Consider the following 18,150-nt stretch of genomic DNA (forward strand, 5'->3'; position numbering starts at 1 on the left):
GGCGCCGCGCCGCGCCGAAGTCGGTGCCGGTCGTAGACAATGGTGCGGGTGACCGACGAACCGGACCCGTACGTCAGGGTGTACGCATCCCGCGTGCACAACCTGAGATCCGTCGACGTCGCCGCGCCCCGCGACGCGTTCGTGGTGTTCACCGGGGTATCCGGCTCCGGCAAGTCGTCGCTGGCGTTCGGCACCGTCTACGCCGAGGCGCAGCGCCGCTACTTCGAGTCGGTGGCGCCCTACGCCCGGCGACTGCTGCTGCCCCAGGACGCCCCGAAGGTCGACGACATCACCGGTCTGCCCCCGGCGGTGGCGCTGCAGCAGCGTCGCGGCACCGCGACGTCCCGCTCGACCGTCGGCACCGTCACCACATTGTCGAACCTGCTGCGGATGCTGTTCTCCCGCGCCGGCACCTACCCGCCCGGAGCGACGGAGCGACTGGACTCCGACGCGTTCTCGCCGAACACCACAGTCGGCGCGTGCCCGCAGTGCCACGGCCTGGGGCGGATCCACGAGGTGACCGAGCAGACCCTGGTGCCCGATCCGACGCTGACCATCCGCGAGGGCGCGGTGGCTGCCTGGCCGGGCGCCTGGCAGGGCCAGAACCTGCGCGACATCCTGATCACGCTGGGCTACGACATCGACAAGCCGTGGCGCAAACTGACCAAGCGGCAACGGGATTGGATCCTGTTCACCGACGAGCAGCCCACCGTCGAGATCGATCCGAGCCGCCACCCGGTGACCGCGGACTACTACTACAACGGCACCTTCTCCAGCGCCGAGCGGCACGTCCGCCACACGCTGGCCAACTCGCAGAGCGCGACGATGCGGCGCCGGGTGCTGCAATACGTGCACAGCGTCGACTGCCCCGTCTGCGACGGCTCCGGATTGCGCCCCGAAGCGCTCGCGGTGACCTTCGCCGGCCGCACCATCGCGGACCTGGTCTGCCTGCCGCTGACGGCGCTCGCCGACGTACTCGCCCCCGCCGCCGCCCGAACCGAGTTCGCCGCCGCCTACGAATCCACCGAATCGGGAGAGTTCACCGAGGTCGCCACCATGATCGCCGCCGACCTGGTGGCCCGGATCGCGGTGCTGGTCGATCTGGGCCTGGGCTACCTGAGCCTGCACCGGCGCACCCCCACGGTGTCCCCGGGCGAGCTGCAGCGGCTGCGGCTGGCCACCCAGCTACGGGCCGGGCTGTTCGGCGTCCTCTACGTGCTCGACGAGCCGTCGGCAGGCCTGCATCCCGCCGACGCCGAACCGCTGCTCGAGGTGCTCGATCGGCTTCGCCGGGCCGGCAATTCGCTGTTCGTGGTCGAACACGACATGGACGTGGTGCGCCGCGCCGACTGGATCGTCGACGTCGGGCCCGGCGCAGGCGAACTCGGCGGCGACGTGCTTTACAGCGGACCGATAGCCGGGCTCGCCGACGTCGAATCCTCGATCACCCGGCGGTTCCTGTTCTCCGAGACACCGCCGGCCCCGCGGCCCACCCGCACCCCGGCGGGCACCCTCGCGCTGCGCGGCGTCTCGTTCCACAACCTGCGCGACGTCGACGTCGACATCCCGCTGGGCACGTTCGTCGCCGTGACCGGGGTGTCGGGATCGGGCAAGTCGACGCTGGTGTGCAAGGTGCTCGGCGACGTGATGGCCCGGCAGCTGGGCAGGTCCGCCGAACCGGCCGACGAGACCGCCGACGGGGATGCCGAACTCCTCGACATCGACGCCGATGCCAGTATCGGGGTGACCGTCGACGGCGCCGGGGTGATCGACCGCCTGGTCACCGTGGACCAGCGGCCCATCGGGCGCACCCCGCGGTCCAACCTGGCCACCTACACCGGGCTGTTCGACGCGGTCCGCAAAGCGTTCGCCGACACCGCCGAGGCCCGCAAGCGAGGCTGGAGCGCAGGCCGGTTCTCGTTCAACGTCGCCGAGGGCCGCTGCGCCACCTGCCAGGGCGAGGGCTTCGTTGCGGTCGAACTGCTGTTCCTGCCGGGCACCTACGCGACCTGCCCGACGTGCGGCGGCGCCCGCTACTCGGCGGAGACCCTCGAGGTCACCTACCGCGACCGCACCATCGCAGACGTCCTCGCGATGACCGTCGACGACGCGGCCGACTTCCTGGCCGACCTCGCCGGTGCGGCCAGAAGTCTGATCACACTGCGCGACGTGGGCCTGGGCTACCTACGGCTCGGGCAACCGGCAACCGAGCTGTCCGGCGGTGAGGCGCAACGCATCAAGCTCGCGACCGAGTTGCAGCGCGCCAAGCGCGGCCACACCCTCTACGTCCTCGACGAGCCCACCACCGGGCTGCACCCCGCCGACGTCGAGCTGCTGGAACGTCAGCTGCACCGCCTCGTCGACGCCGGGAACACCGTGGTGGTGGCCGAACACGACATGTCGGTCGTGGCAGGCGCGGACCACGTCATCGACCTCGGGCCCGGCGGCGGTGAGGACGGCGGTGCGGTCGTCGCGGCAGGCACACCGCGTCAGGTCGCCGCCGACCCGGTGAGCCGGACCGCGCCGTACCTCGCCGCGCAGCTGAGCCCGGCGTGACCGTCAGGGGTGATACGGGACCCCGACGGTGCGGAACACGAACTCCGGCGGCACGTCGTAGGCCAGCGTGGTGCGGGGCAGCCGGGCCAGCACATCGGCCGGGATGTGCTCCTTGTAGTGCAGCGACAGCTCACCGGAGCAACGCGGGTCCACCGCGGCGACGTCGACGTCGAGCTGAAGGCCGGTCTCGGACAGCTCGGCCGTGACCGCGCCCGACTGCGGCGCGTCCCAGCGCACGTCCATGGTGAGGCCGGCCAGCTTCGGCACCGAGGACAGCGTCGCCAGCACCCGCTCGTTGGTGATCACCAGCGAACCGACGTAGCTGGCGATGCTGCCGCTGGACCGCAGGCCGGGCACCGACCCCCGGAACCGCCGGGTGACGGCCACGTACTCGGACATGAACAGCACGCCCTCGGCCTCGACCTCCGCGCGCAACGCGCTGGGAAGCTTGCCGATTCGGAACAGCTTCCGCAGAAATACGGTCATGACCGAACGGTAGCTCAGCCGACCGGTGGTACAGCTTGTCAGGTGAGGTTGCGCACCGGATGGCTGGTCGGCAGCGCCGTGGCGGCATTCGCGGTGTACCTGCTGATGTGGCTGGGCTACGTGCAGGGATGGCCGTGGCTGGTCGGCATCGACACCGCCGCACTCGATGCCGCCTACCGGTTCGCCGCCACCCGCCCCGGCTGGGTGACCGGCTGGGACGTGTTCTGCACCGTGCTGGGGCCCGGCGCGTTCCGGCTGGCGGTGCTGGTCGTCATCGTGATCGCGCTGACCCGGCGCAGATACCGGCTCGCGGTGTTCCTGCTGCTCACAGTGGAACTGAGCGGTCCGCTCACCGAGGCGGCCAAGCACATCGCCGACCGGCCCCGGCCCGACACCGCAATGGTGTCGGCGATGTCGTCGGCGTTCCCGTCCGGCCACGCCCTCGGCGTGATGGTCTCGGTGGCGGCCTTGCTCACCGTCGCGCTGCCGGTGGTCCGTCCACGGTGGCGCACCGCGCTGATCGCGCTCGGTGTGCTGCTGATCCTGACCATCGGCGCCGGGCGGGTGGTGCTCAACGTGCACCACCCGTCGGACGTCGTCGCGGGCTGGGGCCTGGGCTATGCGTACTTCGTCGGATGCCTGCTGCTGGTGAAGCCGGTCAGGGCAGCGGCCGGAACACGGGAAGAGCTCGATACCGCACGCTGAAACTGGCCTTGGTCACCTCGGTGCCGACCTCGCCGTCCAGCGCCAGCACCGTCGGCCCGTCCACCGATTCGAACGAGAACTCCGGCACCCGCATCTCGTGATACAGCGGGCTGCGCTCCAGCCGGCCAAGCATCAACGCGGTCAGGATGCGGAGCCTGCTCAGCCGCCGGCCGGTCTCCAGGATCCGGACGTCGAGCAGCCCGTCGTCCATCCGGGTTCGTCGCGCCGGCGCGAAGCCCGACGGCAGATAGGTCGAGTTGCCCAGGAAGAACAGCGACGTCTGCAGGGTGTGGTTGTCGTAGCAGATCCGGACCGGCAGGGAGCGGCGCAGCGTGTGGAACATGGCATAGACACCGGCCAGCGGCTTGCCGATCTTGTGCTCGAGCTTTTCCCGCGTCTCGACGAACCTCGGATAGGCGCCGATGCTCGCGGTGTTGATCACCATCTGCTTCTCGTTGAGGCAGACCATGTCGACACACGACACCCAGCCGCGCTGGATCGCCTCGATGGTCCTGGCAGCGGTATCGCAGCCGATGTCCCTGGCGAAGTGGTTGAACGTCCCCGCCGGGAACACCGCGAGCGGGATGCCCGCCTCGATCGCGACGCCTGCCGCGACAGCCACCGTGCCGTCGCCGCCACCGATCCCGAGCACCTCCGCCCGCTGCGCGGCCGCCCGGATCGCCTCGTCGAAGTCGTCGCCCTCGCCGAGCTCGACGATCTCGGCCTGCGGAAGCGCGGCCTTGACCTCGTGCAGCACCCGGTCGCCGGTCCCGCTGCCCGAGGCCGGATTGATGACCAGCACCAAGCCCTTGCCCTCGGGGCGGGCCGGGGTGTCCACCCGCAGCGGCGACGCGGTGGGCAGCCGGGTCTCGACAGCCGGCGGCACCACACGCGCGCCCAGCACCGCGATGCCTGCGCCCAGACCGAACCCGGCCAGCACGTCGCCCGGGTAGTGCGCGCCGGTGGCCACCCGCGACATGCCGACCAGCCCCGCCAGTAAGGACAGGGGCAGGCCCAGCGCGGCGTTCTCCAGCCCGACGCCCACCGCGAACGCCGCGGCGCTGGCCGAATGTCCCGACGGCAGTGAGTTCGACGTCGGTTGCCGACGGGTCTGCCGGGCCAGCGGCACGAGGACCCGGTTGGGCCGCTCCCGCTTCCAGACCCGTTTGGCGATCTGGTTGGTCAGCAGGCTGGTCACCGCGAGGCTCATCACCCCGCGGGCCGCGCCGCGCCGCGCCGCGGAATTGCCGAACAGCGTCAGCCCGGCCGCGATCGCGAACCACAGCTTGGAATGGTCGGCGGCCCTGGTCAGCGGTGGCATCACCGCGTCGATCAGCGGGCTGGGGGAGTCGGCTATCGCCTCGAACACCTCGCGGTCCAGAGTGCCGAGACCGGCCCCGATCTGGCGGATTCCGCGGCCGCGCCGCCGGATGGGCAGAAAGTCCATGACGCCAACCTACGTGCCCTTCTGACGTGTTGTAGCGCGGTGCGGGTGCGTCCGAATGGCACAGTTGGGGCATGCCGACCGCGCCGCGACCCGAGCCGCTCCGAAATGTGCTGCGTCGTCTGGTCATTGCGCTCGGCGTGGCGAACCTGGCGGTACTGCTGGGCGCTGCGCCCGCCTCGGCCGACTTCGCGCCGTGGTTCGCGAATTCGGTCGGCGGCGCCACCCAGGTGCTCGCGGTCACGGGTACCGGCGGGTCGGACGCCAAGCTCGACGTGTGGGAACGCACCGCGGCCGGCTGGCAGCCGGTGGCCGGCGGCATCGGCGTCCCCGCCAAGATCGGGTCAAAGGGCATGTCGGCGAACCACTTCGAGGGATCGAAGATGACCCCGGCGGGGATCTACTCCCTCGACTTCGCGTTCGGCACCCAACCGGATCCCGGCAGCGGGCTGAAATACGTCCAGGTCGGCCGAAACCACTGGTGGGACGGCGACGTCGCGAGCCCCACCTACAACACCATGCAGGTGTGCGAGCGGGAGAACTGCCCCTTCGCGACCTCAGGCGCCGGAACCGAGAACCTCGACATCCCGCAGTACGCGCACGCGGTGGTGATGGGGGTCAACAAGCAACGGATCCCGGGTAAGGGCAGCGCGTTCTTCGTGCACGGCACCACCGGCGCCGCCACCGCGGGCTGCGTCGCGATCGACGACGCCACGCTGGTGACGATCATGCGCTGGCTGCGGCCGGGCGCGATGATCGCGATCACCGAGTGATCAGAGGTTGATCGCGCGTCCGGCCTTCACCTTGAAGTTCAACGCGTCCAGGCTCATCGACGCGTCGTAGGTGCGGTCGTATCCGGTCTCACAGATCCGCCAGCCGTCGGCGGTGCGGCGGTACCTGTCGTGGTAGAAGCCGGCGCCGATCAGCATGAAGTTGAAGTCGGGTGCGATCACCCGGTCCTGCAGGTACCAGGTCGCCTTGGCCTCGTCGCCGTCGACGGTGATCTCGGGGTGGTTGACCCGGTGCTCGGTGAGGATCTCCGGTCCCAGCGAGTTGCGCATGAAGTTCACCAGGTCGTCGCGGTCGGTGAAGTGGTGCTCCTCGCCGATCGACTCGCCGTAGCGGCCGACGACGTCCTCGGTGAGAGTGTCGGCGAACTCGTCCCAGTTCTTGGTGTCCAGGGCCCGGAGGTAGCGATACTTGACCTGCTTGATGTCGTCGATGTCACTCATGGCGCCATTGCAGCACACACGCCGGTTCGTCCGTGGCTGCGGTCGCGAAATCGTTTAGGGTGGCCTCAATCATGAGCGAAGCGTTGGGGTTGTCCATCGGAACCACCAACCTCGCGGCGGCAACAGTCGGCCGGCAGCCGGTGATCCGGCGTTCGGTGCTGACCCTGTACGGCCACACCGCCCCCGAGGTCGGTGCGGCGAGTGGACGCCCCGGCGGGGTGGTGCTGTCCGGGTTCGTCGAACGCGTCGGGGACCCGGTGCCGCTGGTCGCCGCCGACGGCTCGTCCTATCCGGCCGAGCAGCTGGTCGTCGAGGCGCTGGAGACGATGGCCGGCCTGGCCGCCCCGGACGCGCCGTCCGACGTGGCGATCTCCGTGCCGTCGTACTGGTCTGCCCGGTCGACGGCGGCGCTCGCCGGGGCGCTGCAGGCCAGCGCCGTCCTCACCCCCGGGGGCGCGCTGCCGCGGCTGATCCCGGACGCCGACGCCGCGCTGACCGCGCTCAACGCCGACCCGGGGCTGGACCGCCGCGGCGTGGTGGTGCTGCTCGATCTCGGCGGGGGCGGCACCAGCATCACGCTGGCCGACGCCGCGTCGGCGTTCACCCCGATCGGCGACACCCAGCGGTTCGCGGAGTTCGCCGGCGACCAGATCGACCAGACCGTGCTCAGCCACGTGCTGGCCGGGGTCGGTGGCGGCGTCGATCCCGAGCAGACGGCGGCGGTGGGATCGCTGGCCGCGCTGCGTGAGCAGTGCCGCGCCGCCAAGGAACGCCTGTCGCTGCAGACCGCGACCGACCTGCCCGTCGACCTGCCCGGCCACCGCGGCGACGTCCGGCTGACCCGGGGCGAGCTCGAAGAGCTCATCGCCCGGCCGCTCGACGGCGTCTTCGACGCGCTCGAGCAGGCGCTGGCACGGAACGAGATCGGCCTCGGCGCCGTCTCCTCGGTCGCGCTCGTCGGCGGAGGATCGGCAATCCCTCTTGTCGCGCAACAGGTTTCGCAGCGGTTCCGGGTGCCGGTGGTGACCACGCCACGGCCCGCGCTGGATGCGGCCGCCGGGGCCGCGCTGGTCGCCGCGTACGGCCGCAGTGCCGAGACCGTCACGGTCGCCACCGTCGAAGCCGACAGCACCTACGCGCTGGCGTGGTCGCAGGACGATCTGCGCGACGACGACATCGTCCCGTTCACCGGCGAGATCCCCGAAGAACGGCCCAATCCGTACGCGCTGTCCGGGGAGTACGAGACCGAGGTCATCGCGCCCGACGACCGTGACGACGGCGCCGGCGGGGGCTCGCGGCTGCCGCTGTCACTGACCGGTCTGGTCGCCGCGGTCGCGCTGCTGGCGGTCGGCGGCGCGGCGATCGCGTTGACCAGTCTCGACAGCCCGGAGCCGAACCGGCCCACGCCGGGCAACGTGCCGTTGAGCAGCGCGCTGGTGCCCTCGCCGGAGCCGCCGCCGGTGCAGACGGTCCCCCAGCAACCCGTGCAGCCCCCACGGACGGTCGAACCGCCTGCGCCGGTCGCCCCGCCGGTGGTGACGACCGCGCCGACCGCCGTCCCGACGACCACCACACCGACCACCACCACGACGACGACTACGACCACGACGACGACCACCACGACGACGACTACGACCCCGACGACGACCACCACCACAACCACGACGCAGCCCACCACCACCCAGCCCACCACCACGCGGCCGACCACAACCACCCAGGCACCGCCGCCGACGACCACCCAGGCACCGCCGCCGACGACCACGCAGGCGCCGCCACCGCCGCCGGAACCGGAACCGGTCGAGCCGCCGGCCACGGTCGCGCCGCCGGTGATCACCACCTATCTGGAGCTGCCGTTCGGCCTCCCCGACCAGATCCTGGACCCGGACGGCGCTTGACCGGCGGTTTCGGCCTGATCTTGGTTCTTGCCAGGGAAAGAAACTAGGGATTTCCCCGATTCCTCCCCGGGCACCCCACGCATATGTTTGCAGCGTCGGTTCGATCGGCTGCGGAGGGGACAGCCGATCGGGCCGACTTCTTTTCGTCAGCCCGGCAGCGGGGCAGCGGCCTCCAGCGGATGGTGGCAGGCCGCCGCATGCCCGGTCCCGTACGCCGCCATTGCCGGCTCCTCGGCGGAGCAGACCTCGGTGCTCCACGGGCAGCGCGTGTGGAAGCGGCACCCGGACGGAGGATTCGACGGGCTCGGCACATCACCTTCGAGGACGATGCGTTCGCGGGCCGCATTGCGGCGGGGGTCCGGGATCGGCACCGCCGACAGCAACGCGTCCGAATACGGGTGCACCGGGTGCCCATACAGGTCGTCGGTGCGCGAGTCCTCCACGATCTTCCCCAGGTACATCACCGCGACCCGGTCCGACACGTGGCGCACCACTCCGAGGTCGTGCGCGACGAACAGATAGGACAGGCCGAACTCTTCCTGCAGATCCTTGAGCAGGTTCACGATCTGGGCCTGCACCGACACGTCGAGCGCGGAGACCGGCTCGTCGGCGACGATGAGCTTCGGACGCAGCGCCAGCGCGCGGGCGATCCCGATGCGCTGCCGCTGGCCGCCGGAGAACTCGTGCGGGTACCGGTTGAAATGCTCGGCGCGAAGGCCCACCCGGTCCAACAGCTCCTGCACCTGCCGGGTGAGGTCGGCGCCGTCGGCCAGACCGTGCAGCCGCATGGGCTCGCCGATGATCTGCCCGATCCGTTTGCGCGGATTCAGCGACGAGAACGGATCCTGGAAGATCATCTGCATCTGGCGCCGCAGCGGACGCAGTTCCCGCCGCGACATCCCGACCAGCTCCTGCCCCTGAAAGCGCACCGATCCCGACGTGGGCGCGGTCAACTGCAGGATGGCCCGGCACAACGTCGACTTTCCGCAGCCGGATTCACCGACCAGCCCGAGCGTCTGGCCCTCCTCCAGCGTCAGGCTGACCCCGTCGACGGCGCGGACGCGGCCCACCTCGCGCTCGACGAGCAGCCCCGATTTGATCGGGAAGTGCTTGACGAGGTCGGTCACCTCCAGCAGCGGGGCGCTCACGGCCGCACCGTCGCTTTCGCGTCCTCGCCCAGCCAGCAGCGATCGAGGTGGGTGACGACGCCACCGGGCGCCAGCGGCGGTGGCGCGGCGCACCGGTCGAACTCGAACGCGCAGCGCGGGGCGAACCGGCACCCCGACGGCGGATCCAGCAGCGACGGCGGCGCGCCCGAGATCTGCGCGAGCCGCTCGGTGCGTGGCTGGTCCAGCCGCGCAAGGGAACCCAACAACCCCCAGGTGTAGGGATGTGACGGCGCATAGAAGATGTCGTCGAGGCTGCCGTCCTCGACGATCTGGCCGGCGTACATCACCACCACCCGGTCGGCGACCTCGGCGACCACACCGAGATCATGGGTGATCAGCACGACCGCCAGGCCGCGATCCCGGTTCAGATCGGCGAGGAGCCGCAGGATCTGGGCCTGCACCGTCACGTCCAGTGCGGTCGTCGGCTCGTCGGCGATCAACACCGCGGGCTCCACCGCCAGCGCCATCGCGATCATCACCCGCTGCCGCATGCCCCCGGAGAACTCGTGCGGGTAATTGCGCGCCCGCCCTTGCGGATTGGGGATCCCCACCGAACCGAGCAGTTCGACGACACGTTGCTCGGCCTCCTTCTTGGACATGTCGCGATGGGCCCGGATCATCTCCACGATCTGATCCCCGACCCGGTACACCGGGTTCAACGAGGACATCGGATCCTGGAACACCATCGCGATCTCCTCGCCGCGGATACCGCGCAGGGCGTCCTCGTCCAGACCGGTCAGCTCCTGTCCCCGGTAGGTGACCGAACCGGTGACCCGGGTGTTGGGCGAACGGGTCAACCCGGTCAGCGTCTGGGCGGTGACGCTCTTGCCGCAGCCGGATTCGCCGACGATGGCCAGGATCTCGCCGGGCGCCAGGTCGAACGACACCCCGTCGACCGCGCGGACGACGCCGTCCTCGGTGGCGAAACTGACCCGCAGGTCCTCGACCGTCAACAAGGGTGTCACGCGACTGCCGCCTCTCCCAACCGGATTCGGGGATCGAGTACCGCGTAGGCGATGTCGACCACCGTGTTGAACAGAACGATGAAGAACGCGCCGAACAGCGTGACCGCCATCAGGGGCGGCAGGTCCAGGCTGCGGATCGCCTCCCCGGCGTAGAGGCCCACCCCGTCGAGGTTGTAGACCGTCTCGGTGAGGATCGCCCCGCCGCCCACGACCATCCCGAAATCCAGGCCGAACAGGGTGATGATCGGAATCATCGAGTTGCGCAACACATGCCGAACCCGCACCTGCCGCTCGCTGAGACCCTTGGCCCTGGCCGTGCGCACGTAGTCCTCGTTCATCGCGTCGAGCATGTTGGACCGCAGCACCCGGCTGTAGAACCCGATGAACAGCACCGCCAGCGTGAACCACGGCAGCACAAGGTGATACGCCCAGCCCAGCGGGTCCTCGGTCAGCTCCACATAGCTCCCGGTCGGGAACAGCTGGACCTTGAAGCTCAGGAAGTAGAGCAGGATCGCGGCCAGCCAGAACACCGGCACCGAGATCCCGACCAGGGACAGTATTGTCAGCGCGCGGTCGGCGAACCTGCCCGCGTGCACGGCGCTGAGATACCCGAACAGCACCGCCAGCGACATCCAGATCACCGCGGCGCCGATGCACAGCGAGAAGGTGGCAGGCAGTCCCTCCCAGATCTGTTCGACCACATTGCGATGGCTGGCATAGGAGGTCAGCTGACCGGTGAAGATCTCCTTCATCATCGTGACGTACTGGACCGGCAGCGGCTGGTCGAGCCCGAGGTCGGCGTTGACCCGGGCGATCAGCTGCGGATCGGCGTTCTTGCCCGCGATGCGCGCCGCCGGGTCCGAGTTCGGGATGACGTTGAAGATCAGGAACACGATCACCGAGATCGCGAACAGCACCGCGATCATGCCCAGCACCCGTCGTGCCACGAAGCGTGCCATGTTCAGTGCTCCAACCGGATTCGGGCCTTGGGATCCAGCGCGTCGCGCAGGCCGTCACCGAAGACGTTGAGCGCCAACACCGTCACCACGATCATCAGGCCCGGAACGATCGTCAGATGAGGTGCGGTGTAGATCATCTGGTAGCCGTCGGCGATCATCGTGCCCCAGGACGCGTTCGGCGGCCTGACCCCGGCGCCGAGGAAGCTCAGCGCCGACTCCAGCAGCATGTTGTTGGCGATGTTCAGCGTGAAGAACACGATGATCGTCGAGATGATGTTCGGCAGCAGCTCGCCAACCATGATGCGCAGCGGCCCCATGCCCTGGGCGACCGCGGCCTCGACGAACTCCTTCTCGCGCAACGCGAGTATCTCCCCGCGTAGCGGGCGTGCCATGTAGGGCACGTACACCAGCCCGATGATCAGGATCGGAATCCAGATCGAATCCCCGGCAACGGCAACAACTCCCAGCTTCAGGCCACCCACGGCGAGCGCGGTGCCCAGCGCGATGCCCAGTAGCAGCACCGGAAACGCCCAGATCACGTCGAGCACCCGGGACAGCACCGCGTCGATCCACCCGCGGAAGTAGCCGGCCAGCAACGCGACCACGACGGCCAGCACGGTGGTGACCGCGGCGGCGGCCAGGCCGATGTAGATCGACGTGCGTCCGCCGTAGAGCAACCGGACCATCACGTCGCGGCCGTTCTGGTCGGCCCCGAGCAGGTAGCGCCCGTGCAGACCCGGCCCCAGCGGCGTGCCGTCGGGCGACACGATGTCGGTGGCCACGCCGTCGATGACGATGGTGTCGGTGATGTGGTTGTCGTTGGGTCCGGTGTGCGCCACGTGCTGGGCCCACCACGGCGCCGCCAGGCACAGCAGAACCACCAGCACGAACAACACACCGCAGCCGAGTGCCATCTTGTTGCGGCGCAGGCGCAGCCACGCCAGATACCACGGGCTTCGGCCCTGGGTCTGCGACGTGGGGGTCCCGGGAGGTGCCGCGGGGACGGCGACGACGTCGGTCACTTCAGCGCGAACGAGGTGAAGTCCTGTTTGAACAGCAGGTGGTGATAGGACTTGTCGAAGTCCATCCGCTCGGACAGGAACGTGGTGAACTGCTCGTTGCCGTAGGGCGCCCACACCGCCTGCTCCATGTACGCCCGGTCGAGATCGGCGTACTGCTGCTCGACACCCTCGTCGCTGATCTGCTTGGTCAGCAGCTCGTCCATCCTGGCGTTGTTGGCCGGGATGTTCGCCCGCGACAGGTTGTTCCCGTTCGTCGGCAGAATGCTGTCGCCGTGCAGCAGCGGGCGGAAGAAGTCGTCCGGGTGCGGGAAGTCCTGGAACCAGTCGGCGAACCCGGTGTCCACGTCTGGGGTGGACTGGTTGCCGATAGTCGTCCAGTACACGTCCCCGGCGATGACCTTCAGGGTGGCGTTGAAGCCCAGCTGGCTCAGCAGATCGTGGTAGTACTCGCCGATCCGCTTGCGGTCCGGCTCGTCGTCGGTCCAGACCGTGATGTCGCGGTCGGCCGGGTTCGCTTCGGCGATCAGCTGTCTGGCCTTGTCCAGATCGGGCCCCGGATAGAGCTTGTACTCCTGGTAGCCGGGCATCCCGGGTGGCAGGATCTGCTGGGTCGGGTGCAACCGGCCACCGAAGATCCGGTTCAGCGCTTCCGGGTCGATGGCGTAGTTGATCGCCTGGCGCACCTTCAGGTCGTTGAACGGCGCGCGTTCGGTGTTCATGAACATGTAGTAGGTGTTGATCGACTCCTCCATGCGGAACCGGTCGGAATAGCGCGCCTTGAGTTCCTGCAACCGGTCCGACGGCGGTGGGTCCATCATGAAATCGACCTTGTTCTGGATGATGTCGGTGACCTGCGCGCCCTGGTTCTTGTTCTCGACCAGGTTGATCCTGTCGACTTCCGCGTCGGGGACCTCGTCGGCGCCGGCGTCCTTGACGGTCTGGAACTGCGGATTGCGTTCCAGCGTCAGTCGTCTCGGAGCTTCGACCGAGGAGATCATGAACGGTCCGCTGGCCGGTGGCGGGCTGTTCGTGGCGTCGGTGTCCAGCGGGGTGCTCGGTGGGACGGGCGCGGCGAACATCAGGCCGAGAAGATTGTCGAAAGTGCCGTTGGGCTGGGTCAACTGGATCGTGATGTCACCGGTGGCGTCGTCGGTGGTGATGCCGGTGATGGTGTCGGCGGCGCCGTCGGCGTACTCCCTGGCGCCGACGATCACGTTGAAGAACACCGAGCCGCCCGAATCGGTCTTGAACAGGCGCTGGATCGCGTAGCTGAAGTCGGACGCCTTGATCGGCGTGCCGTCGGAGTACTTCATGTTCGGCCGCAGTTTGAGCTTGTAGGTCAGCTCGTCGGGCGAGATCTCCGGCAATGACTCGGCCAGCCCCGGCACCACCTTGGTGCCCTCCTCACCCGCCTCGTGCTTGTAGGTCAACAGCGGGGTGTAGACGTTCCACAGCACCTCCCAGCCCTCCACGGTGTAGGACATCTGCGGATCGACGTAGTCGGGGAACGAGGTCGCCGACACGGTGATCTCGCCGCCTCCGCCACCGCCTCCGCCGGAACTGTCGTCGCTGCCGCAGGCCGTCGCCCCGGAGGCCGCCAGCGCGACGATCCAGGCGATGGTCAGTGCTTGTCGCGCCACGCGCGGTAGGTGCATTGCGGTCCCCTGCTGTTATCGGTGAATTCCGTGAATCGTTCCGCTTACTTATTCGAACCGTTAAGCATCTTGGAGGAATTTTTCCGATCGGCAACTCGAGTTTCACAGGTTTCTTCCAGTCAGGCCGGTTCGGGGCGACAATGGGGCGATGCCAGTCGAACAGAACAACAAGGTCGCGATCGTCGGGATGGGCAGCGTCGGCACCGCGATCGCGTACGCGTGTCTGATCCGGGGCTCAGCCGGAGCGCTCGCCCTCTACGACGTCAATGTCGCCAAGGTGCGCGCCGAGGTGCTCGACCTCAACCACGGCAGCCAGTTCGTTCCGCACTGCCGCATCACGGGCTCCGACGACATCGCCGTGACAGCGGGTTCGGCGGTCGTCGTGGTCACCGCGGGCGCCAAACAGAAGCCGGGGCAGAGCCGGCTCGATCTCGCCGCGGCCAACGTCGCGATGGCCCAGGAGCTGACTCCGCAACTTCTCGCGCATTCACCCAACGCCATCATCATTTTCGTCACCAACCCGGTCGACGTCGTCACCTTCGCGGCCACCCGGGCCGTCGACGCCGCTCCGGGACACGTCTTCGGATCCGGAACGGTGTTGGACTCCAGCAGGTTCCGCTATCTGATCGCCGAGCAGGCCGACCTCGCGGTCGCCAACGTGCACGGCTTCATCGTCGGCGAGCACGGTGACTCGGAGATCTCGCTGTGGTCGAGCGTGTCGATCGGCGGAGTTCCCGCCGCTCGGTTCCGCCGCGACGGTGTGCTCGTCTTCGACGAGGAGAACCAGCGCCGGATCTCAGCGGAGGTGGTCAACGCCGCGTACGCGATCATCGAAGGCAAGGGCGCGACCAACCTGGCCATCGGGCTGTCGTCGGCCCGCATCATCGAGGCCGTACTCGGCGACCAGCACCGCGTGTTGCCGGTGTCCACCGTGCAACAGGGGGCTCTCGGGATCTCGGGGGTGGCGCTGTCGTTGCCGACGGTCATCTCCGGGCGGGGGACCGGCCAGGTGCTGGAGGTGTCGGTGTCGGACGCGGAGCGGGAAGGCCTGCTGGCCTCGGCGGAGACGTTGCGGCAGGCCCAGCAGTCGCTAGGGCTGTGACTGGCGCGCGACCCAGCGCCGGCCGTGCTTCGCCGACCTCGCCAGCGCACCGCACTCGCCGAAGTAGGAGGCCACCGCGCCGACACCCGGCACCAGCCCCAACAAGCGGAACGGCGCCCGAGGTTGCGGGCGCTTGGCGAGTTCGTCGCCGATCGCGTCGAACAGACCGACCAGATTCCACCACGCCTTGACGACGCCGGCCGGGTGCTGCGGGATGCGGGTGAGCGGGCGGGCGGCGCTCGGCTCGTACACGATCACCGACAGATCGCGGTCGCACAGCACCGCAGCCAGCATGCGCACCTGCGCGCGTGGGTCGGTCAGGCCGAGTTCACGCGCCACCGCGACCAGCACGGTGGCCTGACTGACGAACCCGAGCAGATCCTGGATCGGCAGCCTGCGCCCCAGAACCCCCAGCACCCCGGGAAAGGCGACCGCGACGGTGTTCACCGCGCCGACCCGCCACACCCACCAGTCGATCCGGTCCTCGGCGTCCATGTCGTCCCACGCCGCCGTGCCGGGCAGGTCGACGGCGTTGAGGAACTGGCCGATGCCGTCGTCGCGACGCTTCAGCGCGAACGGGTCCATCCCCCACAACACGTCGAGCAGTGGGTTGATGATGCGCACCGCGGCGGTCAACGCGGCGTCCACCCCGGCGTCGGTGATCTGCACGTCGGGGGTGGGCAGCATCGGCAGCATGGTCACGGTCCTCTTGATGTCCGTCGATCCCGGAGCTCAAACGTCGGGGTGTTTGCCAGGGCGGGCTAGAACTTCAGGTAGCCGCCGTCGAGACGCAGCACGTCGCCGGTGTGGTAGGCGCTGGCCGGGCCGGCCAGATAGACGGCGACACCGGCGACGTCGTCGGCGGTGCCCCATCGCCGCACCGGCACCCGCGGCAGCACCCGTGCGCTGAACCGCTCGTCGGCCAGCCCGTCGGCGGTCATCTCGGTGTCGAACCAGCCGGGCTGGATCGTGTTGGCGCGGATGCCGTAGCGGGCCAGCTCCACCGCCATGCTGTCGATCAGCGACGTCACCGCGGCCTTGGACGCCGCGTAGGCCGGCTGCCGCGGCATGCCCTGCAGCGCGCCCAGGCTCGACACACCGACCAGGCTGCCGCCACGGCCGGCCTCGACCATCTGCCGCGCCGCCTCCCGCAGCGTCACGAACACACCGTCGAGGTCGACGCTGGTCACCGCGCGGAACTCGGCCAGCGACGTCTCCAGCGTCGGGGTGAATGTGCCGCGGATGCCGGCGTTGGCGAAACATGAGTCCAGGTAACCGAATTCGCTCCGGATGCGCGCCATCGCGTCGGTGACGGCCGGTTCGTCGGTGACGTCGCAGACCAGCGGCAGCACCGGATTGCCGTGTGCGCGCAGGGTCGCCGCGGCCGACTCCAGCCGCTGCGCGGAACGGCCCAGGATCGCGACCGTGGCCCCGGCGCGTGCCAGCCCCTCGGCCATGCCCAGCCCTATCCCGGAGCCGCCGCCGGTCACCACGGAGACGTGGCCGGTCAGGTCGAACGGGTTGGGCGCGGCGGCATCGGTCACAGGGTGACCCTACGCGGGCGGCCTCCGCGCGAAGTCCGGTGCGCGCTCGGGCCGCACCCCGACGCCGACGAGGTAGGCGGGAACGACCGCCAGCCAGGGCGCGCGCTCGACCACGCGCAGCAGCGCCGTGGGTGGACCGGCCAGGTGTCCGTGCACGATGGGGCCGAGGAACCGCCGGTCGATCAGGCGCTGCAAGGCCTGGGTGAGCACGGTCGGGACGACGCGCCTGCGCCGCACCGAGGCCAGTCGCCGCGGCGTCACCGTGCCCTCGCGCAGCGGTGCGGCCAGCAGCCGGGCCGCGGCCACGCCGTCCTGGATCGCCACGTTGATGCCGACCCCGCCGGCCGGGGACATCGCGTGAGCGGCGTCGCCGAGGAACAGCAGACCGTCGGTGTGCCAGCGCCGCAACCGGTTCAGCCGCACATCGAGGAACTTGACGTCGTCGAGCGTGGTGATGGTGCCGACGGCCGCGCCCGCTTCGGGCAGCAGCGCCAGCACGTCGGCGTGGAACGCGTCGAGACCCCTGGCCCGCAGTTCGGCGTCGGCGCCCTTCGGGATCAACAGCGCGATCTGCAGGTAGTCCTGCCGCGGGATCACGATCATCGCCTTGCCCGGCGCGAGCCGGGGGAACAGGGTGTAGATGGCATCGTCGTCGGGGCGGGGGAGCCGGAACCACCACACGTCGAAGCTCACCGGGAACTCGCGCAGTCGCAGACCGGTCTGTTGCCGCAGAACGGAATTGCGGCCGTCGCAGGCGATGGTCAGGTCGGCGCGCAGCTCTCCGGGACCGTCGTCGTCGCGGTAGCGGACGCCGGTGACGCGGTCACCGTCGCGCACCGGTCCGGTGACCTCGGTGCGCATCCGCAGCGTGAACGTCGGCTCGGCTTCGCCGGCCTCGGCGAGCAGGTTGAGCAGATCCCACTGCGGCACCATCGCGATGTACGGGTGGGGCTGGCGCAACCGGCCGAAATCGACCATCGTGACGGACCGCCCGGGCGCCACCTCCAGCGTCGCCCGCCGCAGTTCACTGTGCGGCAGCGCGGCGAATTTCGGCCACAGGCCGAGCTCGTCGAGCAGCCGCAATGTGGTCGGGTGCACGGTGTCGCCACGGAAGTCGCGCAGGAAATCCCCGTGCTTCTCCAGCACCGTCACCTCGACGCCTGCCCGGGCCAGCAGCAGGGCGAGCACCATGCCGGCAGGGCCACCGCCGACCACGGCGCAGGTGGTGGTGTCACTCACCCGGATCATGGTGCCACTTCGGCCGACTCAGATAGGCGTTCCGGCAGCATCACCTCCGATTCGCCGGGCAGTCACACCACACCAGCGCGATCGCGATCACTCAGTCGATCGAGTTCCTGAAGTCAGTTCGGATGGATCTGAAAAATGTTCAATGGAGCGGAGTCTTCATACTCCTTG

Annotated in this window: 16 protein-coding genes; 5 read left to right on the plus strand and 11 right to left on the minus strand. The window is 69.4% G+C overall.

Annotation, left to right across the window (positions count from 1 at the left end):
- Positions 1–39: 39 nt before the first annotated feature.
- Positions 40–2,556, plus strand: coding sequence for an excinuclease ABC subunit UvrA (locus C6A87_RS02370; RefSeq protein WP_311115797.1), 2,517 nt, complete (start codon positions 40–42; stop codon positions 2,554–2,556).
- A gap of 3 nt (positions 2,557–2,559) precedes the next feature.
- Here the strand turns inward: C6A87_RS02370 and C6A87_RS02375 are convergent, their stop codons facing one another.
- Entirely contained in the window at positions 2,560–3,042 is a 483-nt protein-coding gene (locus C6A87_RS02375) for a hypothetical protein (protein WP_311115798.1), read from the minus strand.
- A gap of 42 nt (positions 3,043–3,084) precedes the next feature.
- Between C6A87_RS02375 and C6A87_RS02380 the strand changes: the two genes are divergently transcribed.
- Positions 3,085–3,747 (plus strand): phosphatase PAP2 family protein, encoded by a 663-nt coding sequence (locus tag C6A87_RS02380; RefSeq protein ID WP_311115799.1) that lies wholly within the window; start codon positions 3,085–3,087, stop codon positions 3,745–3,747.
- Here C6A87_RS02380 and C6A87_RS02385 read toward each other — a convergent pair.
- The gene (locus C6A87_RS02385) at positions 3,701–5,194 is read right to left on the minus strand and encodes a diacylglycerol kinase family protein (protein ID WP_311115800.1); all 1,494 of its coding nucleotides are present in this window, start codon (positions 5,192–5,194) and stop codon (positions 3,701–3,703) included. The two genes, C6A87_RS02380 and C6A87_RS02385, sit on opposite strands and share 47 nt — an antisense overlap.
- Before the next feature lie 71 nt (positions 5,195–5,265).
- On the opposite strand from C6A87_RS02385, the gene C6A87_RS02390 reads away from it, so the two are divergent.
- Entirely contained in the window at positions 5,266–5,964 is a 699-nt protein-coding gene (locus C6A87_RS02390) for a L,D-transpeptidase (RefSeq protein ID WP_396836973.1), read from the plus strand.
- Here C6A87_RS02390 and C6A87_RS02395 read toward each other — a convergent pair whose 3' ends face one another.
- The gene (locus tag C6A87_RS02395) at positions 5,965–6,423 is read right to left on the minus strand and encodes a nuclear transport factor 2 family protein (RefSeq protein ID WP_311115801.1); all 459 of its coding nucleotides are present in this window, start codon (positions 6,421–6,423) and stop codon (positions 5,965–5,967) included.
- 71 nt (positions 6,424–6,494) lie between these two features.
- Here C6A87_RS02395 and C6A87_RS02400 point away from each other — a divergent pair, with 71 nt between their 5' ends.
- Positions 6,495–8,318 (plus strand): Hsp70 family protein, encoded by a 1,824-nt coding sequence (locus C6A87_RS02400; RefSeq protein WP_311115802.1) that lies wholly within the window; start codon positions 6,495–6,497, stop codon positions 8,316–8,318.
- 146 nt (positions 8,319–8,464) lie between these two features.
- Here C6A87_RS02400 and C6A87_RS02405 read toward each other — a convergent pair whose 3' ends face one another.
- Genes C6A87_RS02405 through C6A87_RS02425 form a run of 5 tightly spaced genes read right to left on the minus strand, consistent with a single transcriptional unit; the run spans position 8,465 to position 14,088 of the window.
- Positions 8,465–9,466, minus strand: a complete 1,002-nt coding sequence (locus C6A87_RS02405; RefSeq protein ID WP_311115803.1) for a dipeptide ABC transporter ATP-binding protein — start codon at positions 9,464–9,466, stop codon at positions 8,465–8,467.
- Positions 9,463–10,452, minus strand: a complete 990-nt coding sequence (locus tag C6A87_RS02410) for an ABC transporter ATP-binding protein (protein WP_311115804.1) — start codon at positions 10,450–10,452, stop codon at positions 9,463–9,465. Before C6A87_RS02410 ends, C6A87_RS02405 begins: the two co-directional genes overlap by 4 nt.
- Positions 10,449–11,411, minus strand: a complete 963-nt coding sequence (locus C6A87_RS02415) for an ABC transporter permease (protein ID WP_311115805.1) — start codon at positions 11,409–11,411, stop codon at positions 10,449–10,451. The genes C6A87_RS02410 and C6A87_RS02415 overlap by 4 nt, the downstream gene beginning before the upstream one ends.
- Positions 11,412–11,413: 2 nt before the next feature.
- Positions 11,414–12,433 carry an ABC transporter permease gene (locus C6A87_RS02420; protein ID WP_311115806.1) on the minus strand — a complete coding sequence of 340 codons (1,020 nt, stop codon included), beginning with the start codon at positions 12,431–12,433 and terminating at the stop codon, positions 11,414–11,416.
- Positions 12,430–14,088, minus strand: a complete 1,659-nt coding sequence (locus tag C6A87_RS02425; protein ID WP_311115807.1) for an ABC transporter substrate-binding protein — start codon at positions 14,086–14,088, stop codon at positions 12,430–12,432. Before C6A87_RS02425 ends, C6A87_RS02420 begins: the two co-directional genes overlap by 4 nt.
- 148 nt (positions 14,089–14,236) lie before the next feature.
- Between C6A87_RS02425 and C6A87_RS02430 the strand changes: the two genes are divergently transcribed.
- Positions 14,237–15,190 (plus strand): L-lactate dehydrogenase, encoded by a 954-nt coding sequence (locus C6A87_RS02430; RefSeq protein ID WP_311115808.1) that lies wholly within the window; start codon positions 14,237–14,239, stop codon positions 15,188–15,190.
- On the opposite strand, the gene C6A87_RS02435 is transcribed toward C6A87_RS02430, so the two are convergent.
- From C6A87_RS02435 to C6A87_RS02445, 3 genes are all read right to left on the minus strand, one after another.
- A complete protein-coding gene (locus tag C6A87_RS02435; RefSeq protein WP_311118160.1) occupies positions 15,179–15,886 on the minus strand; it encodes a hypothetical protein in 708 nt (235 codons plus the stop codon). The genes C6A87_RS02430 and C6A87_RS02435 overlap by 12 nt on opposite strands.
- Before the next feature lie 65 nt (positions 15,887–15,951).
- Entirely contained in the window at positions 15,952–16,734 is a 783-nt protein-coding gene (locus tag C6A87_RS02440) for an SDR family oxidoreductase (protein ID WP_311115809.1), read from the minus strand.
- Between the two features lie 9 nt (positions 16,735–16,743).
- Positions 16,744–17,973 carry an FAD-dependent oxidoreductase gene (locus C6A87_RS02445; protein ID WP_311115810.1) on the minus strand — a complete coding sequence of 410 codons (1,230 nt, stop codon included), beginning with the start codon at positions 17,971–17,973 and terminating at the stop codon, positions 16,744–16,746.
- Positions 17,974–18,150 lie beyond the last annotated feature (177 nt).

It is taken from the genome of Mycobacterium sp. ITM-2016-00317, from assembly GCF_002968295.1.
In the GTDB taxonomy this organism is placed as follows: domain Bacteria; phylum Actinomycetota; class Actinomycetes; order Mycobacteriales; family Mycobacteriaceae; genus Mycobacterium.